The sequence below is a fragment of the Sulfitobacter pacificus genome (assembly GCF_030159975.1).
Lineage (GTDB): Bacteria > Pseudomonadota > Alphaproteobacteria > Rhodobacterales > Rhodobacteraceae > Sulfitobacter > Sulfitobacter pacificus.
In genome coordinates this window covers 24108-47248 of the sequence record NZ_BSNL01000002.1, presented here as the reverse complement: position 1 = coordinate 47248, position 23141 = coordinate 24108, and the positions used below count along the sequence as shown (strand labels likewise).

The 23141-nt window shown below is 56.4% G+C and carries 18 protein-coding genes; 12 read left to right on the top strand and 6 right to left on the bottom strand.

The window, feature by feature from the left end; genetic code table 11:
- The first annotated feature begins 303 nt into the window (after positions 1–303).
- Both QQL78_RS17900 and QQL78_RS17895 read left to right on the top strand, forming a co-directional pair.
- The gene (locus QQL78_RS17900) at positions 304–5412 is read left to right on the top strand and encodes a hypothetical protein (RefSeq protein ID WP_284375714.1); all 5109 of its coding nucleotides are present in this window, start codon (positions 304–306) and stop codon (positions 5410–5412) included.
- Positions 5412–6110, top strand: a complete 699-nt coding sequence (locus QQL78_RS17895; protein WP_284375712.1) for a CpXC domain-containing protein — start codon at positions 5412–5414, stop codon at positions 6108–6110. Before QQL78_RS17900 ends, QQL78_RS17895 begins: the two co-directional genes overlap by 1 nt.
- An 18-nt stretch (positions 6111–6128) precedes the next feature.
- Here QQL78_RS17895 and QQL78_RS17890 read toward each other — a convergent pair whose 3' ends face one another.
- The 6 genes from QQL78_RS17890 to QQL78_RS17865 are packed head-to-tail and all read right to left on the bottom strand — an operon-like array spanning position 6129 to position 11282.
- Positions 6129–7580: a DUF4384 domain-containing protein gene (locus QQL78_RS17890; RefSeq protein ID WP_284375710.1), complete on the bottom strand. Its 1452-nt coding sequence runs from the start codon at positions 7578–7580 to the stop codon at positions 6129–6131.
- Positions 7577–7975 carry an ExbD/TolR family protein gene (locus QQL78_RS17885; RefSeq protein ID WP_284375708.1) on the bottom strand — a complete coding sequence of 133 codons (399 nt, stop codon included), beginning with the start codon at positions 7973–7975 and terminating at the stop codon, positions 7577–7579. The genes QQL78_RS17890 and QQL78_RS17885 overlap by 4 nt, the downstream gene beginning before the upstream one ends.
- Positions 7972–8403, bottom strand: a complete 432-nt coding sequence (locus QQL78_RS17880; RefSeq protein WP_284375706.1) for an ExbD/TolR family protein — start codon at positions 8401–8403, stop codon at positions 7972–7974. Before QQL78_RS17880 ends, QQL78_RS17885 begins: the two co-directional genes overlap by 4 nt.
- A 19-nt stretch (positions 8404–8422) precedes the next feature.
- Positions 8423–9049 carry a MotA/TolQ/ExbB proton channel family protein gene (locus tag QQL78_RS17875; RefSeq protein ID WP_348540767.1) on the bottom strand — a complete coding sequence of 209 codons (627 nt, stop codon included), beginning with the start codon at positions 9047–9049 and terminating at the stop codon, positions 8423–8425.
- 2 nt (positions 9050–9051) lie between these two features.
- Positions 9052–9477, bottom strand: coding sequence for a hypothetical protein (locus tag QQL78_RS17870; protein ID WP_284375705.1), 426 nt, complete (start codon positions 9475–9477; stop codon positions 9052–9054).
- Between the two features lie 20 nt (positions 9478–9497).
- A complete protein-coding gene (locus tag QQL78_RS17865) occupies positions 9498–11282 on the bottom strand; it encodes a hypothetical protein (RefSeq protein ID WP_284375703.1) in 1785 nt (594 codons plus the stop codon).
- A 217-nt stretch (positions 11283–11499) separates the two neighbouring features.
- On the opposite strand from QQL78_RS17865, the gene tssA reads away from it, so the two are divergent.
- The 10 genes from tssA (at position 11500) to QQL78_RS17815 (ending at position 23141) form a co-directional block, all read left to right on the top strand.
- A complete protein-coding gene (tssA, locus tag QQL78_RS17860) occupies positions 11500–12528 on the top strand; it encodes a type VI secretion system protein TssA (RefSeq protein WP_284375701.1) in 1029 nt (342 codons plus the stop codon).
- 77 nt (positions 12529–12605) lie between these two features.
- Positions 12606–13115, top strand: coding sequence for a type VI secretion system contractile sheath small subunit (gene tssB, locus QQL78_RS17855; protein WP_284375699.1), 510 nt, complete (start codon positions 12606–12608; stop codon positions 13113–13115).
- 3 nt (positions 13116–13118) lie between these two features.
- Entirely contained in the window at positions 13119–14615 is a 1497-nt protein-coding gene (gene tssC, locus QQL78_RS17850) for a type VI secretion system contractile sheath large subunit (RefSeq protein WP_284375697.1), read from the top strand.
- A 74-nt stretch (positions 14616–14689) separates the two neighbouring features.
- Positions 14690–15205 (top strand): Hcp family type VI secretion system effector, encoded by a 516-nt coding sequence (locus QQL78_RS17845; protein WP_284375695.1) that lies wholly within the window; start codon positions 14690–14692, stop codon positions 15203–15205.
- Positions 15206–15292: 87 nt separating this feature from the next.
- Positions 15293–16117 (top strand): type VI secretion system accessory protein TagJ, encoded by an 825-nt coding sequence (locus tag QQL78_RS17840; RefSeq protein WP_284375694.1) that lies wholly within the window; start codon positions 15293–15295, stop codon positions 16115–16117.
- Entirely contained in the window at positions 16110–16607 is a 498-nt protein-coding gene (gene tssE / locus QQL78_RS17835; protein WP_284375692.1) for a type VI secretion system baseplate subunit TssE, read from the top strand. The genes QQL78_RS17840 and tssE overlap by 8 nt, the downstream gene beginning before the upstream one ends.
- A 5-nt stretch (positions 16608–16612) precedes the next feature.
- The gene (tssF, locus tag QQL78_RS17830; protein WP_284375690.1) at positions 16613–18490 is read left to right on the top strand and encodes a type VI secretion system baseplate subunit TssF; all 1878 of its coding nucleotides are present in this window, start codon (positions 16613–16615) and stop codon (positions 18488–18490) included.
- A complete protein-coding gene (tssG, locus tag QQL78_RS17825; RefSeq protein WP_284375688.1) occupies positions 18454–19485 on the top strand; it encodes a type VI secretion system baseplate subunit TssG in 1032 nt (343 codons plus the stop codon). The genes tssF and tssG overlap by 37 nt, the downstream gene beginning before the upstream one ends.
- A gap of 24 nt (positions 19486–19509) precedes the next feature.
- Positions 19510–22218 (top strand): type VI secretion system ATPase TssH, encoded by a 2709-nt coding sequence (gene tssH, locus QQL78_RS17820; protein ID WP_284375685.1) that lies wholly within the window; start codon positions 19510–19512, stop codon positions 22216–22218.
- Positions 22219–22307: 89 nt separating this feature from the next.
- Positions 22308–23141 (top strand): ion transporter, encoded by an 834-nt coding sequence (locus QQL78_RS17815; protein ID WP_284375779.1) that lies wholly within the window; start codon positions 22308–22310, stop codon positions 23139–23141.

Genomic DNA, 23141 nt, shown 5'->3' with positions numbered 1-23141 from the left:
CATAGAAAAAATGGGCTCCGACACAACAGAACTCCCGGATAAAATAGGGTTAGAAAAATAGTTTCGAAAAATTGCCGTTAAGTCAACTTAGCACTCATGGCAGAGAGCCGTAAACAGTGGAATTGCGTAAGGGCCCTCTCAAGCTGAAGTATTCTTGCCACTGCCCTCGTTTCGGAAAATACTTGCAATGCGACGGATGCTGGTTTTGACTTGGTCCCAGACTGCCACGCAATTTTTCAGATTTTATTTTTTCCGGCGGTCGCCAAACGTTTATTTAACGACGTTCTTTTGGAGGACAGTGCAATGGCAATCGAAGGATTGACCCAGCAGCAAAGCAATTTCATTGAGCGCTTTTTGAAAGTGCCCAAGGTTTTTAACCGCAAGGCGAAAAAGCAGGCACGGCGCGAGGCGACAGAGCAGTTTCGCCTGTTCAATGCAGAGCATGATCTGCTGCGCGATGAGATCGCCGGAGTCGAGGACCCTAACCTGCGCGCGGTGTTCATGGCGCGGTTGCGGGCAGCGGAGGCGATTGTTGAAAACGATCCCAAGGCGTTGAATTTCGAAGGTGGACACCAACAGATTGATGATGTGCGTGCTGATTTGCTGACCCACATCAAAAAGAATGATGCGGTAAATGCCCACGCCCAGCTTGAGAAAGCGATGGCGCGGATGGAGAGTGAAAATCCCGCTGTGGCAAAGGATGGCCCCTTTGACGGGCAAAGCGATATTGCCCTGACATGGGCCTTTATCGAGGAAAAGTTTGCCAGCGGTACAGCAACGGATAATCCCAAGGACCTTGACGCGGCGCTCAAGGCGATGGGGCGTCTTGAAGTGATGATGCGGAGTGCAGAGAAAGCGGATCAGAACCCGTTTGAACAACGGGTTGAGGCGCTTGCCAATGTGAAGGCCTCTGCACAAAAAGGGTTGTCGCCAGAGGTGCTGGCGGCACGCAACCGGTTAAGTGACACCCATAACCAGCTGGAGGCCTTGCGCCAGAAACTTGCCGCGCAGTTCGAGGCCGATACTGTGCCGCTAGCCCTGCGTATGGGGTGTCAATCGGTACAGAGCAAACTGGATGAAGCCACAAAAGCGGATGTTGGTGATCTGGCGGATCTGGCTGATGATGCCGAAGCGGCGCATCAGGTTGTGAACCGGGATTCACAGAAACTGATCGCTCAAGCGCAGGAATGGGTTAAAGACAACGCGGCTTTCCAAGTGCGCTATCAGGTGATGCTCGCGCATCCCTATGCCAAGAATAAATATGTGAAACTCAAGTTCGAAGAGATCACAACCGCCTATACCGCCGCGGCGGATAAGGCCAAGACCCATGAATATACGCAGGCCAGCCAGCAGATCGCAGTTGTGCGCAATGATCTGAAAGACACGCTTGATTTTGCGGATGACTTTGCGAATTACGCTACTGTTTTCAATGCCCGCAAGGCGCTGTTGGCCAGCCTACCTGCGCCGACGAGCTATCCCGTGGCGGCGCTGCGGGCGGATCATACGGCGGCAATCCAGCTGTTGCCCCGCGCGGAAGCTGCGCGCAAAGCGGGTCAGATGAGCGGTGCATTGACCCTGCTGAACAGCATCCCCAAGGCGGTGGATGAACTGCTTGAGACGAACCGCTTCGCGTCCAACTACAAAGAAATGAAGAAGAACTGGGAAGATTGGCACGCCCATGTCCTAGGCAATGTTCCCGCGACTGCGCAGGCTTTGCTGACGGCAGATCTGGAATATGCGGTGAGAACTGCAGCGCAGGCCGATGATGATGCGGCGGCGGGCAATTATCGCAAGGCCTCTGCCGCGTTGAATGCACTTTGTGCCTTTGCCAAACAAAGCTTGTTCGAGAAGGGTCAACTGATCGCCCAGTATCAGACCGAGAAAAGCGAATTCAAAGCCCGCGCCCGTGCCATACGCGCCACCAAGGGTCCTGAGGGACGTATTGCCATCGAGGGATATCATCAGGGTCTTGTTGGCGATGACATCAAACGCAAGGCCGCCGAGGCGAGCGGAGATTTCAAGCTGGCCCTTGCCATGTGTCTGCGCGGCAAGGACGATCATGACGCCATGCTTAGGCTGGCGGGGCAGGCCAAAGCCTATATCGCGGAAGATGCGAAGTTTCAGGCGGCGTTGGCCAAACTGAAAACGGCAACCTCGCCCGATGCGATGGAGGCCAAGCAGAACGCCAGAGACATGAAAGACAATGCTTTTGCCGCGACCGAAAGGGGCAATTGGCTGGCTGGGACAAACCTGCTGGAGAACGCGAATCTGGAATTGAAACGTGCGCTTGATGACTTTGAAACGGCCAGTCTGATTGATGGTGCGCAGGGCGGTGGGGACAAGATTACTTTGACCTCTGATACCGAATTCGGGCCGGTTTATGCGGCGTTTTCCAAGGTCCTTGCCCATGTGCGATCCCTTGATAAATATGATGTTTTTGAGGATAAACTGGATGCTGCGGACGCTTCGGCTAAATCTGCCGAGGCATTGATGAGCAAGGACCTGACCCGCGCGGAAAACACCCTGAACGATGCGGTTGCAAGCTGTCGGCGGATTGCCAAAATCTGTACTGAATCAATCGGATATACGGCGCAAAAACTATCGGCCAAAACGGTGATTGATCAGGCCAAAAGCGAGAACGCGCAGAATATTATCGATGCCGAGGTGAAAGAGGCCGAAGACAGTTTCGCCGCCGCAGAAAAGGCGGTGCAAGCACCGGCGTATGATTATGCCGCTGGGATCAAACTGCTTGGCACCGCGCAGGCCGCGGCGCGCAAGGGGTTGGGGGCGATGCAGCTTTTCACCGGCACGATCGAAGATGCGCGCAGCAAGATGACCGCGGCAATCAACGCCTATACTGCGCCTGATGTGACACCGTATCTTGACGGCCATGCTGCCCGTATCAGGACAATTCTGGATGAAATGAACGCGGATTTTGACCAGCGCAAGTTCACCGATGCACAGGCGAAAGCGGCCAAGGGTGTCGAGCTGGCGAGTTTTCACACGACAACTTGCGCGGACTGCAAAGAGGCGGTTGGCGTCATGTGGTATTTTGCACCTGCAAGATTGGGTGCAGAAGTGGGTCATGCGACGACAACGCAGGAAGAGGCGATGAAGGCCAATTTGCTGGCCTCGGCGCAGGAGGCGATCAACAAGGGCAGCTTTGGGGCGGCTCACAAGATTGCTTCACAGGCCTATTGGGTGATGATGGGTGCCCGCAAAAAGGCAGAAGCATTTGATCTCTATCTGCCGGTGAAAATCGACCATCAACAAAAGCTGGAAGACCTTGAGGCGCGTTCAGTCGTTGCCGCCGGGCCGGGACATGATGCGGTTCTCGCCTTGCGGGCGCGGTTTGACGCGGCGGTGGTTCAGGACCAGTTGGAAAACTTTGGCGGGGCGCTGAAACGGCTTGACGGGTTCGACGCAGAGGTGACTGCGGCGTCGGCACTTCTGGATATTTACGACCGCTATCTGTTGCGCCAATCGCAGGCGGTGCAGGCGCTGGACCGTGTGCGCAGCATGAAATCACCAGCGATTGAAACCCTGCTGACCCGTTTGGAGGGCAAGGAGCGCAATGCAGAGCGCAAAGGCCAAGGGTTTGATTTTGCGATCGCAATCGCGCTTTTTGAGGAGCTGAAAGCAGAGTGTGACGGGGCCAAGGGCGCGGCCGATGCGGTTGATCAATTGGCGGCCATGACGGCGGATATCAAGGACCTGCCAACAGAGGATGCTGACGGCCTGTTGGCGGCAATTTCCAAGGCGCGCCAGACGTTGGATGGGTTCAAGGGGCAGATGTCAGCGATGTATGCTCATGGCGAAATCATGGAGAATGAGGCAAAGCTGAAGAACGCTGAAACGCTTGTCCCAACCGATTTTGACGCCGCCCGTGTGGATCTTGAAGCGGTGGTGGATGCCTGTATAGAGATCACAATTCTGCTGGCACAATATGATCAGTTGAACGATTCCGCAGCGGTTGCGCGGGGGCTGGCTGATAAACTGCTGAAACGCGGTGCCGAGGCGGATTTCGCCCGCGATGAAATCAACGGGCGGATTGCCGCATTGGATCTGGCGATGTCCGCCGCGCGATTGTCGAAATCAAACCGCGCCCAAACCCAGATCGACGTGGAAGAGGCCATTGCTGCCCTGCGGGACCTGCGCAAGGTGATTGACGCCCATGCAGCCTATCTGAAAAACCGCGCACCCATTGAGCTTGCCATGACAACGCTGGAAAAGAGCAAACAGCGCCATTTGATCCGCGAGGATATGACCGAGTTGCGCAAATTGCTTGATACGGCAGCGACACGGGCGGCAGATCGTAAACACAGCTCTGCCGAGGCGGAGTTGAAAAAGGCGGTGATCCGCGTTGATATGGCCAAGCTACGCGCGAAACTTGCGACCAACCGCAAGCCGAAACCGGAAGACTTTGCCGCGATACTTGATGCGCCCGGCGGAATCGAAAACCTTGATAGTATTGTGGAAAACCTTGAGGATTCTGTGCAGCGCCGCGTCATGGCTGTTGCGTTTGAGGCGCGGTTCGGGTGCAAGCTGGATCTGAAAGAAGCCGATGACACCGGGACAGTTACGGATGTGGACCGCGATGGGCGGAAACTGCCAGCGGCCAATATCCGCAGGTTCTATGATGTGATGTCCAAACTGCCGGAAAGCAATACGTTGGATAATGACAGCATGCTGACCTTTGAACAGGTCGGCGGCAAAGGATTGGGTTCGGAGTATAATTCGCAAGAGAAAAAGGTGTTGATGCGCGATGGTGACGAAGCGGAATCACGCATTTACGGTATTTCGATCGAACATGAGATTGGCGAAATTGACGAAGATGCCCTGCCCAAACCGGGACAGGCGCGCACCGGGTTCAGCTGGAATACCTTGCATGAGGTGGGCCACGCGGTGGATGACAAGCTGGGCTATATGAAAAAGCACGGCGCGCGGCTGGCTGGTTGGAAGGTTTATGGTGCCGACGTCAAGGAACCGGCCAAGATCATTGCGGATCAGTTCAATTTTGATGCTGATTACGTGGCTGAATACATGATGGGATCAGCGGGGCGTAAAATGCCGATGCCGGACCCTGTTGGTTGTGACGGCGAGGAATGGCGTCGCCGGATGGAGGAATGCCGCAATTTTGTGGACCGCGCCCGCGAGGGGAACAAGCCGTGGCAATCCGCCAGCGTTGCGGCGGCCTGTGCAATTGGCAATTACACCTATGTTGAAAGCTATGAAGGGAACTGGGCGAGATACAGCACGGACCAGCGTAAATATGCGGTTTCGGGCTATCAATTCCGCGCACCGGGTGAATGGTTCTCGGAAATCTATGCTGCTGTAGCCTCGGACCGGTTGAATGACAATCACCCGCACCGCGAAGAGATTGCGAAACTTTGCCTGAAGGAAGATGCCTGATGTCCCTGTTCGAAACCACATCTATTCAATGCCCGGTGTGCGACACGCTGAGCGATTTTCAAGCCGCAGGCAGTGTGAACGCGGACCGCCGCCCTGATCTGCGTGAGGAGATTCTGGACAACAGCTTTCAGAACGTCACCTGCCCGTCATGCAACGAGATGATGCGGCTGGAGCCGGTGGTGAATTATCTGGACGTTGAACTGGGACTGTGGCTGGCGGCCTATCCTCCACGTCAGATTGGCGAATATCTGGCGCTGGAAGATGAGGTGCAGATGCTGTTTGACGAAAGCTATGGTGCGGCGGCATCAGCAAGTGCGCAGGAGGTTGGGGCGGATTTACAGCCGCGTCTGACCTTTGGTTGGCCCGCCACCCGTGAAAAGCTGTTTCTGCGCAAGGAAGGGCTGGATGATGTGGTGATTGAGATGCTGAAGCTCGATCTGCTGCGCCGCCTGCCCGAAGCGCCGCTGCGCCCCGGGGTGGAGCTGCGGGTGACATCAGTGAGCGATGATGCGCTTGGCTTTGTCTGGATCGAAACTGCCAGCGAGGAAATTTTGCAGGCGTTCGAGTGTAACAAGGCCCTGTTGGTAGAGATTGAGGGCAACCTTGACGCATGGGCAGCGGTGCGCAGCGATCTGACACGGGGGCTGTTTGTCGATATGCAAAAACTCTATCTGGGCGAGGGGAGAGATGCAGCCTAGAGCGGTTTTCGAAACGCCCTAATTGGCCGCAGTCGTCACAAAGAAATACACCCATTCCCCTTTGAAATCAGCATGTTCCGTACGAGCGGCGGCGACTTTCTCCTTTAGCCATTCCAGATAGGCACCGGCCGGCTCGACAAGGGGGCGGGTGCCCTCGTACAGCGGGGCAGAGGCCGCAAAGGCGGCTGCGATCTCTTGCCCGTAAGGCGGGCCGATGGTCACAAACAACCCCGGCGCATCGGTATTTTCTGCACCGATTTGCAGGGCTGATTTCGGCTGAACCGCTTGCAAGGGTGCCCGGTCGTTTGGCGACAGGTGGATCACATTTCCATCCGCATCAAAATAATCAACATAGACATAGGCCGGATAATCAGGTGCGGTCAGCGACATCACCAGCGGATCACCCGCGACATAGCGAAAGGCGCGGGCATGGGTGTCGGCACCGACGATCAAAGGGTTGGTGATCTGGTCAGTGGATTGCGGCAGGCCAACATCGGCAATGCCGGTCAGCGCGCCGCATTGTGGGGCAGGCAGCACCAGAAGGTTTTCCGCAACGGCGATATCGCTGCCCATCTGTGCCTGCAAGGCGGCAAGTACCGGTGCGCGCTGGCTGGCGTCTGGCACATGGCCTGTCACGTTCAACGTTGTTGTTTCCGGGTCAAAAGTGACCTGCATGCGCGCGCAGGGCAGGGAAAGCGCGGCGCCAAGGCTGTCGCGTAAATCCGCGCCAGAGGCCGCGCTTGGCTGCATAAAACTTTGGAAGGCAGCAAAGGAAACCGGATCAACCGGGCCGGCGGTGGGGAAGGCAAGCATGGCTTTGGTTGTTGTCACATCCGGTGCTTGCTGAGGTGCCGTGATATTGGCAGGGGGCTGTTGGGAAGCGGGTATGCTGTCGGGGGTTTGCGGCAGACCCGCCAGCAGCACAGGGGCGCTAGATGCAAGGGGAGAAATTTCTGGTGATTGTGGCAGAGTGGTGGAAACAGGAGGCGCGTTTATCGGCGTTTTGGTAACTTTGATCGGCGCAGAATTAGTTTTGAAGGCAATGGGTTGAACCGCGTCTGCGATTTGTGAGATTGGGTTCTTTGCGGTGGTTAGCGGGACTGCGGGTTGCGCGGCAGAAAGCATTGGCGGGGGTGTTTGCAGAACTTCGGCGGGGGCGGTTTGCGGTTCTTGGGCGTGAAGGGAAGTAGAGGGCGCAGCTTGGGCCTTGGCCTGTGATTGCGCAACTGTGCCATTATCCAGTTTGGCCCCCTTTGCAGCCCCCTCAGTCGCTGTTTGCGATTGTGGCTCCTGCGCGGTCGCTTCGCTGCGCGTGACGGCCTGTGCCTCCACATTCAGACGGCTTTCGGGGACGGGTTGATCTGCAATCGGTTGTGGCTGCATCGCGGCCATCAACGCCGCCGCAACGCCAAGGTTCAGGGCGAGGGAGGCTGTGCCACCCAAAACCCATATGCCTGCTGAGCTCCTCATGGGTTGGCCGGTGTCACAACAAGGGCCACCTCCCGTGCGCCCGCCGCTTCTAGCGCGGCAATCACCGGCAGGATGTGGCGCAGCTCTGCCGCGTGATGGGCGTTGATCCGCACCAGTGTTTCGGGGTTTTGGGCGATGCGTTGCAACAGCAGATCCAGCGGCGCATCTGTCGGGGCACCATCAACCGCCGTGTCTCCTGTTGCACTGACCGACAGGGTGACGCCGCCCGCTGGCATGTCCGTACCGGTGGCGGCGATGGGGGGGGTGACATCAAACGGGGCCGTTGCGTCCATACGGCCAATCAACATGAAAAAGACCAGCAGGAAAAACACCACATCAATCAGGGCGATGATTGTTTCGGGGGCTTGTCGCTGGGCCGGGCGCGTTAACCTCATGGGCGTGCCTCAAGGCGGATCACCCGCACCTGCCGCGCACCCGCTTTGGTGGCTGCATCCATCACTGAAACAAGGGCCTGTGTCCGCGCCACGCCGGTGGGCAGGATCATCACCGGCAGGGTAGGTTCGGTATTTAACCGAGAGCGAATAAGCGCATCAAATTGCTCAAGCGACATGGGTTTTCCCTGGATCACCGGCTGTCCGTCCGCACCAATCCGCACCAGCAAAGGCTGTGCTCTTTCCCCGTCTGTGATTTGACGGGCACCACTGTCTTGTGAAACCGCGGGGATCATGTCGAGGTTCAGATAGGTAGAGGTGACCATGAAAAACACCAGTAATATCAACAGGACATCGATCATCGCCACCAATGAGATCAGCGCAGGTGCCGGGCGCGGGCGTCTGAGGGTCAGGGCAGGGGCGTCACTCATTGTCATGCTCCGGTCCGGTTCAGGCGGCGTTCGGGTCTTCCTCAACCAACATCAACCGGCCCACTGAATTTTCGATCATCTGTGCGGCACTTTCTGCACGGGCTGACAACAGTGTCGCGCCAACAGCTGCCGGAATTGCAACAAGCAGCCCAACAGCGGTGGTCAGAAGCGCCTGCCAGATACCGCCGGCAAGGATCGACGCATTGGCCGCACCTTCGGCCATTTCCAGCGCCTGAAACGACTGGATCATTCCCATCACGGTACCAAGCAGCCCCAGCAGCGGGCTGATCATCGCGATCAGCTCCAGCACCCGGATCAGACTGTTCATTCTGGCAAATTCTTCATTGCCACGGCGCAGGAGTTCGCTGTGCAATGTGGACCCGGTAAACCCGCCTGCAAGTGATTTCATTGCATAGATCATCACCCGATCTGCTGGGCTTTTTCCATTTTTTACAACGTCTTGCGCCTGATCTTTTTCACCCTTTGCCCAAAGGGAAATCGCCTGTTCCCGCTGTGCCGCGCCTGATCGCGCGGGCAGGAGTTGCACAATTTTGACGAGGATCAGTGTGAGCGACAGGGCCGAGAGCAGCCCCAACACCACAATGATAATGCCGCCCGCCCCCAATGATCCCAGATCATATGACACCGCTATTTCACCAGTGCCGCGGCTGCGCGGCTGTGCAGGGTGAGGATGGGAAAGCAATCCATTTCATCGCCGTTTTGCGGACGGCAGGAAGTCAGATCATGTAGCAGGATTTCAGAAATATCTTCGCAAGCGATTTCCGGGATTTCAAACAGTTTGAGAGTTGTGCGGCTGACCGGCAGGGGTGCTGCGTCAATGGACAGCAGACGGTCGATCACACCCTGGGTGTCCAGAATGGCCAGTGACATTTCGAAACCGTCAAAGCTGTTGTTGGTCTCGTTACGGAACAGGAAAAACGCACTGCATCCGCCGGTGTCTGATGCTTCTACTTTGTTCAGTTCAACCGTCAGGCCACTGGTTTGAGCGGATGCAACGATTGGCAACAGCAACCCGAGGGCAAGAGATAAGCCTTTGAAGAAGTTGGATAACATCACGGGGCCTCCTTTGAAGGTCAGGCAGCAAGGGCGGTTTCGACACCAAAGAGGGCGGTCAAGGCGGTGTTGCGAATGGCGGTATTGGTAAAGCCGTTGTCGTCCACCGATTTGAAGAACTCATTGTCCAGGGTGCTGCGATAGGTTTCGATGATCTTGATCGCCTCACCCTTCAGTTTTTCCCGCTCGGGGCCGTCAGGCGTGCCCAGCAGCGCATCAAGTGTGCCCTCCAGAGAGGCATCAATTTCTTCGATATAGTCGAATAAAACCTCGGTATTCTGGGCGATGTCCTCCAGCCCCTCGATGCCGCGCGTCTGTGCATCAATTGCCATTTTGAGCTTGGTCAGTTCCGCCTGTAGCCCGCTGCGGGTTTTGCTCCAGTCGGTGCGGGATTTACGGTAGGCAATGACATTGTCGGGCACGCCATCTGCCGCTTCTTGTGCGCGGGCATTGACGGGGGACATGGCGGCCGCCTTAAGCAGTTTGACGGTATTGGTGGCGGCGGCAACAGCGCTTTCATACTCACCCGCGTCAGCCTGTGATTTGGCAAAGTTGAACGCGCGGTTGATCGCATCCAGGTCACCCCGATTGGCCTGCATCGCGGCGTCCACACTGGTCTGCACCTGCCCTGACATGGCCTCCCATTTCTTCTTTGATTTGGCGGCTGCCTTGCCGTCATCCTGCGCGGATTCCTCTGCCGCTTCGGCCTGCTGGTTGTCATCTTCGGCCGCGTTTTCATCTGCGGCTGCCTGTGTGTTTTCGTCAGGGTCAGCAGCCTTTTGATCCGGCGTTTCAGGCAGGTTTTCCAAGGCGGTTTCCGCCTCACTCAACAGGGTCTCAGCAGTGGCGACATCCTGGGCCTTGATCGCTGCAAGTGCTTGAACAAGCGTCTTTTTAATGGGCGCAGTTTCGTCACCCTGTACCGCATCGACGGCACTGCGCAGGGCGGCGGCACGGGCGGTTACCCCGGACATGTCCGGGGTGTCCTTCGCCTCCTGCGTTTGTTGTTCAGGCTGGTCGGATTTGCCTGCGTCCTTCGTGGCGGCAGCGCGCGCTTGCGCTTTGGCAAGGCCGGCTTCGATCTTGGTCAGGGTGGCGTCGGCGGTATCGAGTGAGCCTGCCTTGATCTGGGCCACGACCGCACCCGCCGCCTTGCCAAGCGGTGCCCCGGACTTGCCCAAGTCCGCGATTGGTGCTTGCAAAGCGCGCAGGCGTTCGCTGAGCGCGGCACGTTGGGCAGAGGTGTCAGGCGCATCCGCAGCTTCTGCGTCCTGTTGGTCCGCCGGTTCTGGGTCGGGCATATTTGCTTCGGGCTGCTTGCCATCCTGAACCTGCGTGAACCGGCCATCGTTTTCAGGTGCAGCCTGATCTGCCGCTGCTTGTTCCGGCTTTGGCTCCGGTGTTGCGTCTTGCGCAGGTGCGGCTGCCTTTTGCGCCTGTTCTTGCTGTTCCTCATCCGTCAGATCGGCCTCAAGCACTGCGCCATCAAGATCGAGCACTTCAATGCTGAAAGAGAAATCCAGCTTCTTGAGGTATTTGCGCAGCTTCTTGGCCAGCCCGGGCAATTCCTTGGCCACCTTTATCGAGAACTTCTTGCCCTCCAGCTCAAAGGTGCCTGCCGCAACTTTGGTGCCTTTGCCTTCCTTCTTCGCGATCCGGCCCAGAACATCCGGTTGTTTGATCCGGTCGATGATCATCAGATCCTCGTCTTTTGGCCCCGGATTATAGGCAAAATTCATCGGGCGTTTTTTGCCCATCATCACCATTTTTTTGAGCTCTTCGGTCTTCATCGGGACATAGGCCAATTTAGATTCCTCTCGTTTTTTGGTGGAAAGCCATTGACATAGAATTGACGATAAGGCTGACTACAGGTCAACCTTGCATTTTCCTTCATGCAATTTCGATGGGGGACAGAGTGTTATTTTATTTATTGTTTTTAACCGTTTGTGATTTTGTGATCTATGAACTTGGACTGCGCCGCTGCTGCCGATCACATAAAATCCAGCTTTTGGGGGGCTAGAAATGGACGTTGCTAAGTTGCTTGAACCCCATGGGGATGACGAGCCGAGCGGTGAAAATCTTGAGTATGACCCCGGGTTTGTGGACATGGAACTGGCCGCGCAACCCGGCGAAGAGAAGCAAGAAGGCGACAAGATTCTTGAAGCCGAAGACCCGGACTTTGGCGATGTTGTTAAAAAAGCTGTGGCGGTACTGGAACGCAGCCACGACATTCGCGCCGCTGTGTTTTTTGCGGAAGCGACGCTGCATACCAAAGGGCTGACCGGGTTCGCCGAAGCGACCGCTTTTGTACGTGGTTGCCTTGAGACCTACTGGGACAGCTGCCACCCGGAACTGGATGAAGACGACGACAATGATCCCACCATGCGGATCAACGCGGTTCAGGGGCTGAACGGCGGCGACACGGTGATCCGGGCCTTGCGTAAGGCACCGCTGACTGAAAGCCGAATGTTTGGCAACATGGGCTTGCGGATGATCGAGATTGCTGAAGGGACCGCGACGGCCCCGGCTGGCATGGCAGAGGTGCCCGATAGCGCGGCGGTAAACGCAGCCTTTCAGGATACCGATTCGCAAATTCTGTCAGATTTCCTTGCCGCGGCCTTGAGCGCACAGGCGGATCTCAAGGCGATTGACGCTATTTTTGTTGAGAAAACCCCAGGTCAGGGCCCGGATCTGGAAGATGTGCAAAAGGTTCTGAACCAAGTTGTGCGCCGCCTTTCCGAAGTGGTTGGCGGAGATGCCGTTGTCCCCGAAGAAGGGGCCGAAGTTGCAGCAGGGGACGCACCCGCTGCGGGTGGGGCACCGGCGGCTGCGCCAAGTGCCCCTGCCGGGATTCAATCCCCCTCTGATGTGTCGAACGCGCTGGACCGGATCATCAGTTATTATGAACGCCAAGAACCTTCCAGTCCGATGCCGATCCTGCTGGAGCGCGCCAAGAAACTGGTTGGTGCTGATTTCCTGACGATCATGAAGGAAATTGCACCTCAGGGCCTGGAGCAGGCCAAGAATGTTGCGGGGATCAGAGGTGATTAACCTTTCCGCCAACACAAATTTGTTTTTCACCGCAGGGCCTCCCCTGCATTTTATTATTCAAGACCAAGGAGCCCTTCATGGCCGGTAGTTCCCAAAAATTCATTGCTCGCAACAGGGCCCCCCGCGTCCAGATCGAATACGATGTGGAGCTTTATGGTGCCGAGAAAAAGGTGCAATTGCCGTTTGTCATGGGCGTGATGAGCGACCTTGCCGGTAAATCCGAAGTTGAACAGCCTGCGGTTGCTGATCGCAAGTTCCTTGAGATTGACGTTGATAACTTCGATGACCGGATGAAGTCGATTGCGCCGCGCGCCGCCTTTACCGTGCCCAATACCCTGACGGGTGAAGGCAACATGGCAGTTGATATCACTTTCAACAGCATGGATGATTTTTCCCCGGCTGCGATTGCGGCCAAGGTTGAGCCGCTGGCCGAGCTGCTGGATGCGCGCACCCAGTTGAGCAACCTGATGACCTATATGGACGGTAAATCCGGTGCCGAGGATCTGATCAGCAAGATCATGCAGGACCCGGCGCTGCTTAAGACCTTGGCGGCACAGCCAAAACCTGACGCGAAAGAGGAGGGATAACCCATGGCTGAAGAAGACGTCCAAGTAGAAGCAGCTGGCGGTGAAACGGCATTTGGCTCCTCCGAGTTTGAAAGCCTGCTGCAAAAGGAATTCCGTCCAAAGTCCGATCAGGCCAAGACGGCGGTTGAATCTGCGGTCAAGGCATTGGCGGAACAGGCGCTGAGCAATACGGCGCTGATTTCTGACGATGCGCTGCGCTCTATCGAAGGCATTGTTGCCGAGATTGACAAAAAGCTGACAGAGCAGGTGAATCTGATCCTGCACCACGAAGAGTTCCAGCAAATGGAAAGCGCGTGGCGCGGCATGCATTATCTGGTCAACAACACTGAATCAGATGAGAACCTGAAAATCCGGTTCATGAGCATTTCCAAGAAAGAGATGCACAAGACCCTGCGCAAATTCAAAGGCACGGCTTGGGATCAATCGCCGATCTTCAAGAAGCTCTATACAGAAGAGTTCTCGCAACTGGGTGGCGAACCCTATGGCTCTCTGGTGGCGGATTACCACTTTGACCACAGTCCGCAGGATGTTGAGCTGCTGGGCGAGATGGCCAAGATTGCCGCAGCCGGTCACGCACCGCTGATCACCGGGGCCAAGCCCGAGCTGTTCCAGATGGACAGCTGGTCAGAGCTGAGCAACCCGCGCGATCTGACCAAGATTTTCCAGACACCGGAATATGCGTCCTGGAAATCCCTGCGTGAAAGCGAAGACTCCAAATATGTCGGCCTTGCGATGCCGCGTTTTCTGGGGCGTCTGCCTTATGGCGCCAAAACCGAACCGGTTGAGGCTTTTTCGTTTGAAGAAGATACCGACGGGTCGGATCACAGCAAATATGGCTGGATCAATGCGGCCTATGGGATGGCGGTTAATATCAACCGCTCGTTCAAGGAATACGGCTGGTGCTCGCGCATTCGCGGCGTGGAATCCGGCGGTACGTTGGAAAACCTGCCTTCGCATACTTTCCCAACGACAGATGGTGGCGTGGACCAGAAATGCCCCACGGAAATCGCCATCGACGACCGGCGCGAAGCGGAGCTTGCCAAGAATGGCATGATGCCGCTGATCCACCGGAAAAACACGGACGTTGCAACATTTATGGGCGCTCAGTCTCTGCACAAGCCTGCAGAATATGACGACCCGGACGCGACGGCCAACGCAAATCTTGCAGCCCGCCTGCCTTATCTTTTCGCCACATGCCGTTTTGCACATTACCTTAAATGCATGGTGCGCGACAAAGTCGGGTCTTTCAAAAGCCGTCAGGATATGGAAAGATGGCTGCAAGAGTGGATCAACAATTACGTTGATTTCAACGCCGACATTTCGTCGGAAAACGAGAAGGCGCGGAAGCCGCTCGCAGCAGCAGAAGTTGTTGTCGAAGAGGTGGAAGGCAATCCCGGATATTACACGTCGAAGTTCTTCCTGCGCCCACATTACCAGTTGGAAGGCCTTTCGGTTTCATTGCGGCTTGTATCCAAGCTCCCTTCTGAAAAAGGCGCCTGATCCCTCGAATTAGCTTGGGGTCCGCCATTACGGCCTAACTTAAACTTAACAATCTTTTTGAAAGGAATAGCACAATGGCTGCTAATATGTTCATGGAAATCGACAAAATCCCTGGTGATGCGACCGAAGGGAACCATAAGAACTGGATCGTTCTGGAATCTGCTACCTTTGAACTGGAACGTGCGGTTGATATGACCGATCTGGGATCAAACCAGCGTGCACATGCCAACACCAACTTCCAGAAAATCGAACTGACGTCACAGGTTGGTAAAGCCTCCAACTTGCTGGCGCTGGCTGTTGCCAACGGCACGGTCAAGGATTCCGTCACGATGCACTGGTGCCGTTCCGGTGATGGCGACGGTGAAGGTCTGAAACCTTTTGCGATCTGGACATTCAAGAACGTGATCGTTGACAAGTTCAGCATCTCTGCCAGCGCGGATGGTATCCCGGAAGAGACGTGGTCACTGGCCTATGTTGGTGTGAAAATGGAATACCACCACACCGATCAGGCAACTGGTGCTCTGGCCAAAGAGAACGAATTCCTCTGGAACCTGCGTTCCGGCAAGATGGAAACCTATTCCGGCGATTGATAATGGCGTCGCGCGCGGTCGCCCGCGCGCGACCTTCCCTATTTGCGCCCTTTCTCCTCGCATCCTAACCCGAGCGGAGGCTGTCATATGACGCCCGAAGAACATCTTAAATCTGGCGATCTGGCTGCCACACTCACTGCATTGCAGGACAAGGTCCGCGCAGAACCTGCGGAAGCCAAGCTGCGCATTTTTCTGTTCCAGCTGCTGTGTGTTCTGGGCGATTGGAAGCGGGCGATTAATCAACTGAAGCTTAGTGGTGAAATGGATCCCTTGGCCCTGATGATGGCCCAGACTTATCGCGAGGGGATCATCTGTGAAGTCTACCGCGAGAAGGTCTTTAAGGGCGAAAAGGAACCGATGGTTTTTGGTGAGCCTGACCCTTGGCTTGCCCTATTGATCGAAGCGCAGAAAATGCTGGCCCAAGGCAAACCTGCCGAGGCCGCTGCCCTGCGTGAACAGGCTTTTGAACAGGCACCGACCAGTTCGGGGACCGTAAATGGCACCGCATTTGAATGGATCGCCGATGCTGATATGCGCATGGGCCCGGTGCTGGAGATTGTGATCAACGGGCGGTATTTCTGGCTGCCCTTTGCACAGGTTTCGAAACTTGTGATCGAAGAACCCGCAGATTTGCGCGATGCGGTCTGGACTGCCGCCACCGTGACCCTGCGCAATGGCGGTGAAGTGGTGGCCCTAATCCCGACCAGATATGCCGGCACGCCTGAGAATGGTGGCGACGCTGAAAAATTATCCCGCGCAACCAATTGGATAGACGCGGGTGGCGAAACCTTTGTTGGTGTTGGACAACGGCTGTTTGCAACCGATCAGGATGATGTTGCACTGCTTGATGTGCGCGAGTTGATCATCGATCACGGCCCGGATGAACCGGAAGAGGCTGCACAAGATGGCTGAAAAAATGCTTGCTGAACGGTTGCAGCCGTCCCTTCTGGACCGGCTGACCGACGAAGAACCAACCCAAAAGCAAGAAAGCCGTGCCCATCGCGCCATCGACATCACCCGCCTGCGCGAGATCATCAAGAGGGACCTGTCATGGCTGCTGAACACCAACAGCCTTGGCAAAGCGTTGGACTCCGAGAAATACCCAAATGCCGCGAAATCCGTGTTGAACTACGGTGTGCGTGAAGTGGCGGGTGAATATTCCACCTCTGTGCGGGCAGAGCTGATCCGCAAGTCGATTTTGAATGCCATTTCGGTGCATGAACCGCGCATCATCATGGGCTCCACCGCAGTTGAGTTGCGCACAGAACAAGCCAAGGGCGAAACCCAGATTGCGTTTGATATTCATGCCGATATGTGGGCCCAGCCCGTGCCGCTTGAGCTGTATTTGCGCAGCAAAGTCGATGTGACAACGGGTGAGATTTCGCTCGACAGGGTGGGGTAGGCGCGATGGATACCCGACTGCTCAGACATTACGAAAATGAACTGTCCTTCATGCGCGATATGGGGGCGGAATTTGCAGATGCCTATCCAAAGATTGCCAATCGCCTGGGGATGGAAGGGGTCGAGGTCATGGACCCCTATGTCGAGCGTTTGCTTGAAGGGGTCGCGTTTCTGTCAGCACGGGTGCAGCTGGAACTGGAAATGCAGTTTCCGGTTTTCACCTCGCACCTGCTTGAGATTATCTATCCGCATTATCTGGCACCCACACCCTCGATGATGATTGCGCAATTCAAACCTGACCTGTCGAATGCGGGTTTGAAAACCGGTTATGTCCTGCCGCGTCATACAACTGTACGCAGCCGTTTGTTGGACGGCGAACAAACAGCTTGTGAATTTCGCACCGCTCATAAAGTCACCCTCTGGCCGATCGAGATTTCCGAGGCAGAATATATCGACAGCCGTGGTGGTCTGGTTGCGGCGGGTGTCGGGACCAGCAGCAAGGCGCGCGCGGGCATCCGATTGCGGCTGAAGCGGTTGGACGGCGATCCGATTTCCGAACTCAGCATGGATGATCTGACGCTTTATCTGGATCGTCAATCCGGGCGCAGTTGGCAATTGCATGAACTGCTCTGCACCCAGACGGTTGGTGTTGCCGGGCGGTCTGCGGATCGGCGGGCGGATTGGACAATGGGCCTGCCCAAGGGCGCGTTGAAACAGGTTGGCCTGACACGGGAAGAGGCGCTACTGCCGACCCCGCGCCGCACGTTTGACGGGTATCGGTTGTTGCAGGAGTATTTTGCAATGCCCGAAAGGTTCATGTTTGTGAATCTCAGCGGTTTGCAACCGGCCCTGCGCAAGGCCAAAGGGGCAGAGGTGGATATTTACATCCTGCTGGGCGATGGCAACAAGGATCTGGCACCGGCCATCACACCCGAAGCCTTTGGTCTGAACGCCGTGCCCGCCGTTAATCTGTTTCGCAAACGCTGTGACCGGCTGCATGTGACGGCGCGGGATACAGAACAGCATGTTGTGCCCAACCGCACGGCGGGGCTGGATTTCGAGATTTACAATATCGAATCCGTCACCGGCATCAGTGGCGATGGTGCCGATGATGTCGAATTCCGGCCCTTCTATTCCGCAACGGATTTTACCGCCGCCGGTGATATGCACGCGACCTATTACACACAAAGCCGCAAGATGCGCCAACGCAGTGAAAAGGAACGGCTGCGCGGTGTGCGCACCTCTTATCTGGGATCGGAGGTTTACCTGTCTTTGGTGGATCGCAAACAGGCGCCTTATTCTGCCAAACTGGACCAACTGGCCGTCACCGCTCTTTGCACCAACCGTGATCTTCCGATGTTGCTGTCCACGGGAGATGACAATGTTTTCCACCTGCCGGAGGGGGGGCCGGTCAAGACGGTGCGCACCCCTATTTCGCCGACACGGCCGCATCCGACACTGGCACAGGGCGATACTGCCTGGCGTCTGATCAGCCATCTTTCACTGAATTACCTGTCGATTGCCCAGACCACCGATGGCAGCTCTGCTGAGGCGCTGCGCGAATTGATCGGGATTTACGCGCCTCTTGGCAACCGCGTTACCGAAAAGCAGCTTGAAGGGATTACTAATGTTTCAAGCCGGCCGATTGTGCGCCGGATGAGCGACGAGGTGCTGTCCACCGCCGTGCGCGGATTAGAAATTACCATAGAATTTGACGAGACTTTTTTTGAAGGCACCAGCGTTTATGTGCTGGGCGCCGTGATGGAGCGGTTTTTCCGCAAATACACCACCATCAATAGTTTTACTGAGACGGTCTTAAAGACCGAACGACGGGGGGAAATCGCCAGATGGCGACCGACAAGCGGCCTGGGCCAGACACTCTAGGACATTTCGCCAAGCTGGTGGAAAGCCCTGAAGAACATCATGTTTTTCAGGCCATGCGTGTGATTGATGCCGCCTATCCCGACGCGCCGCGTTTGGGGGAATCGCGCCGTCCGCGTGAAGATCGTGTGCGGCTGGGTCAAGAGGCCGAACTGTCTTTCCCGCCCTCAACCATCCGCAGTTTCAAACCTGGCACCGATAAGGTGCCCGGCACCATGATCAGCCGGTTTTTCGGATTGTTCGGGCCGCAGGGGCCGTTGCCGCTGCACCTGACCGAATACGCCCGCAACCGGCAACGCAACCATCGCGACAACACAATTGTTGCCTTTGCCAATATGCTGACCCATCGGATGATGAGCCTGCTGTACCGCGCATGGCGCAGCGGCAATCCGGCGCCCAGCTATGACCGTGGCGATGATGCCTTTGAGCAGCGGGTTGCGGCGATTGCCGGATATCGCGGGAACGGGTTTCAGGAACGTGACGCGATGCCCGATGTCGCGCGTCGCCATTTTGCCGCCTATATGTCGCAGGGCCCCAAAAACCCGGATGGGTTAATCTCCTTGATCAGTCATTTCTTTGATGTACCGGCAGAGATTGACCAGTTTGTCGGCACATGGCTGCATCTTGAACCGGATGATTGCTGGGAATTGGGCAGCATGGTCGGACTGGGCCAGACCACTAGCGTCGGCAGCAAGGTCTGGAGCCGCGCATCGAAATTCCGCATCCGTATCGGCCCGTTGAGCCGCGAACGTTATGAACGCTTCATGCCCGGTACGGATGGGTTTGACCGGCTTGAATCGATTGTGCGCAGCTATGTGGGAGACAGTTTGGACTGGGATGTGCAGCTGATCCTCAAAGGGGATGAGGTACCCAGATCGGTCTTGGGCGGAACCACCCGTCTGGGACAGACATCCTGGGTAGATATGAAACGCGAAGACGACACACCGCGCCCCGATGCAGAGGATCTTTTCCTCACGCCTCGGGGCCGGGTGGCGTGAAATGAATGATAGGGGGACGTTAAAATGAGCGAGATCAGCAGGGTCGCATTGTTTGGGAAGCTGAACAGCCTTGGATATAAAGCAGTGGAAGGTGCCACGGTCTTTTGTAAAATGCGCGGCAACCCCTATGTCGAAGTTGTGCATTGGATGCATCAGATTTTACAGGGTCAGGACAGCGATCTGCATCGCATTGTTGACCACTATGATCTGGATGTGGGCAAGATTGCCGCCGAAATGACCCGCAATCTGGACGGGCTGCCGCGCGGGGCCTCTGCGATTTCGGACCTGTCGGATCATTTGATGGACGCGATGGAGCGTGGCTGGGTTTTTGGTTCGCTGCTGTTCAGTTCTTCCAATGTGCGCACCGGTCATCTGCTGTTGGGCATGTTAAAAACACCGGCCTTGCGCAACATCCTCAGCAGCATTTCACCGGAGCTGGCCAAGATCAAACATGATGATCTGGCTGAGAATTTTCATGAAGCAACGGATGGTTCTCCTGAGGAACGCATGGGTGCGCAAGACGGGTCAACCACTGGCGGTGGTGCCGTTCCGGGTGAGGCATCCGATGCCATGTCCCCCGCGCAGATGGGCAAGGGCGAGGCACTTCAGCAATATTGCACCGACCTGACCGAACAGGCCCGCAACGGCGAGATTGACCCGATTGTCGGACGTGATGAAGAAATCCGCCAGATTGTCGATGTATTGATGCGCCGCCGGCAGAATAACCCGATCCTGACGGGTGAGGCGGGCGTTGGCAAAACCGCGGTCGTTGAAGGCTTTGCCCTGCGTATCTCGCGCGGCGATGTGCCACCCGCCTTGCAGGACGTGCGTCTGCTGGTGCTGGATGTGGGGCTGTTGCAGGCAGGTGCCAGCATGAAGGGCGAGTTTGAAAACCGCCTGCGTTCGGTCATCGACGAGGTGCAATCAAGCCCGACACCGATCATCATGTTTGTCGATGAAACCCACACCCTTGTCGGTGCTGGTGGCGCGGCAGGCACAGGCGATGCGGCCAACTTGCTGAAGCCTGCGCTGGCGCGCGGTACATTGCGCACCATCGGTGCCACCACATGGGCCGAATATAAGAAATACATTGAAAAAGACCCCGCCTTGACGCGGCGCTTTCAGGTGGTGCAGGTCGATGAACCCAGCGTGCCAAAGGCGATCATGATGATGCGTGGCATCGCTTCGATGTTGGAAAACCATCATAAGGTGCAGGTGCTGGACGAGGGGATCGAGGCCGCAGTTGCCCTGTCGGCCCGTTACATTCCCGCCCGCCAATTGCCGGATAAATCGGTGAGCGTGCTTGATACCGCCTGCGCACGTGTCGCCGTCAGCCAGCATGCGGTGCCCGCACAGGTCGACGATGCGCAGCGCAAGATTGAATCGCTGAACACCGAGTTGGAGATCATTGGCCGCGATGAGACTGCCGGGTATGACGTGGATGAACGCCGCGCCAAGGTAGAGGCGCAAAAGGCCGAAGTCGAAGAGCGGTTGACCGGGCTGCAAGCGGCTTGGGACGTGGAGAAAGAGATCGTCGCCGAAATACTGGACCTGCGTGCGCAGTTGCGGGCAGGAGGCGCGCCGGTTGAAGAGGGTTCCGAACTTGCGCCGGAAGGGGGCGAGGATGCGTTGGATGATGCTGCCCGCGCCGAGGTGATGGAAAAGCTGAAAGCGGCCAACGCCAAGCTGCACGAAGCGCAGGGCGAAAGCCCGCTGATACTGCCGATTGTGGATGAGCAGGCGGTCGCCAGCGTGGTCGGGGATTGGACCGGCATTCCGGTTGGCCGGATGGTGTCGGATGAACTGGCCACAGTCCTCAGCCTTGAGGAACATCTGGGCAAACGCGTCATCGGGCAGGATCACGCCATGGCGATGATCGCCAAACGCATCCAGACCAGCCGCGCGGGTTTGGACAATCCTAACAAACCTATTGGTGTCTTCATGCTGGCCGGGACGTCCGGCGTGGGTAAGACGGAAACCGCACTGGCGCTGGCAGAGGTGCTTTATGGCGGCGAGCAGAACGTCATCACAATCAACATGTCGGAATATCAGGAAGCGCATTCTGTCAGTTCCCTGAAAGGTGCGCCTCCCGGCTATGTCGGTTATGGCGAGGGCGGCGTGCTGACCGAAGCGGTGCGGCGCAAACCATACTCTGTCGTATTGTTGGACGAGGTGGAAAAGGCACACCCCGATGTGCATGAGATCTTCTTTCAGGTCTTTGACAAGGGCGTGATGGAAGACGGCGAGGGGCGCACGATTGATTTCAAGAACACATTGATCCTGCTGACCTCGAACGCGGGTTCTGATTTGATCATGGACCTGTGCAGCGACCCAGATCTGTTGCCGGAACCTGAAGGCATCGCCAAAGCCTTGCGCGAACCCTTGTTGAAAATCTTCCCTGCTGCCCTGCTGGGCCGCTTGGTGACGATCCCTTATTATCCGCTCAGCCCGCATATGATTGCAGAGATTACCAAGTTGCAGCTGGGCCGGATCAAGAAACGCGTGGAAAGCACACATGATGTGCCGTTCGAATATTCTGAGGCTGTGGTCGATTTGATTGTTGACCGCTGTCAGGAACTGGAAAGCGGTGGCCGCATGATCGACGCGATTGTGACCAACACCATGCTGCCCGACATTTCCGCAGAGTTTCTGCGCCGGATGATGGAAGGTAAATCGATCGAGAAAGTGTCGATTGACGTGGCCGACAACACCTTCACCTACGGCTTTAACTAAGAGAAAGGTGCCGGGACAGCCCGTTTTGTCCCGCCCCGACAATATCTGATGCGACGGAGAGAGTTTTGACAACACCCGACAAACCCCAAATGAACGCAAGCCGCGCGCGGGTCTATGATCTGGTGGAAAGCGAGTGGTTCAAGAATACCATTCTGGGTGTGATCATCTTCAATGCGATCACCCTTGGCATGTCCACATCCGACTATCTGATGGACCGGATCGGGAGCATCTTGTCCATTGTCGACAACCTTGTGCTTGTCATCTTTGTCGCGGAACTGCTGCTTAAATTCTACGCCTACCGGATGGCATTTTTCAAAAGTGCCTGGAATATTTTCGACCTATTGGTGGTCGGCCTGGGATTGATGCCAAAACAGGAAGGCCTGTCAGCACTGCGCGGATTGCGGGTGATCCGTGCGATGCGCCTGCTGTCCGTGGTGCCGCAAATGCGGGCCGTGGTGCAGGCGCTGCTGGATGCTTTACCGGGCATGGGCGCGGTTATCGTGATGATCTCTATCGTGTTTTACGTCTTTGGCGTGATGGCGACCTTGATGTACGGCACCGCCTTTCCCGATTGGTTCGGCACATTGGGCCGATCGCTTTATTCACTGTTCCAGATCATGACATTGGAAAGCTGGTCCATGGGCATCGTGCGCCCGGTGATGGAGGTTTTTCCATCAGCTTGGGCGTTCTTTGTCCCTTTCATCATCATCACCGCCTTTTCGGTGCTGAACCTGTTTATCGGTCTGTTGGTCAACACCATGCAAGACGCGGTGGAGGAAGAGACCGAAGCCGAGTTCGACAATCTGCGCCAACTGGTGCGGGATGAGACCGACACGGTGGACCGCAATGTTATGGCCTTGATGGAAGAGGTCAAAGCCCTGCGGGAAGAACTGAAACTGGCTAACGGCAAGAAGGGGGGCTAG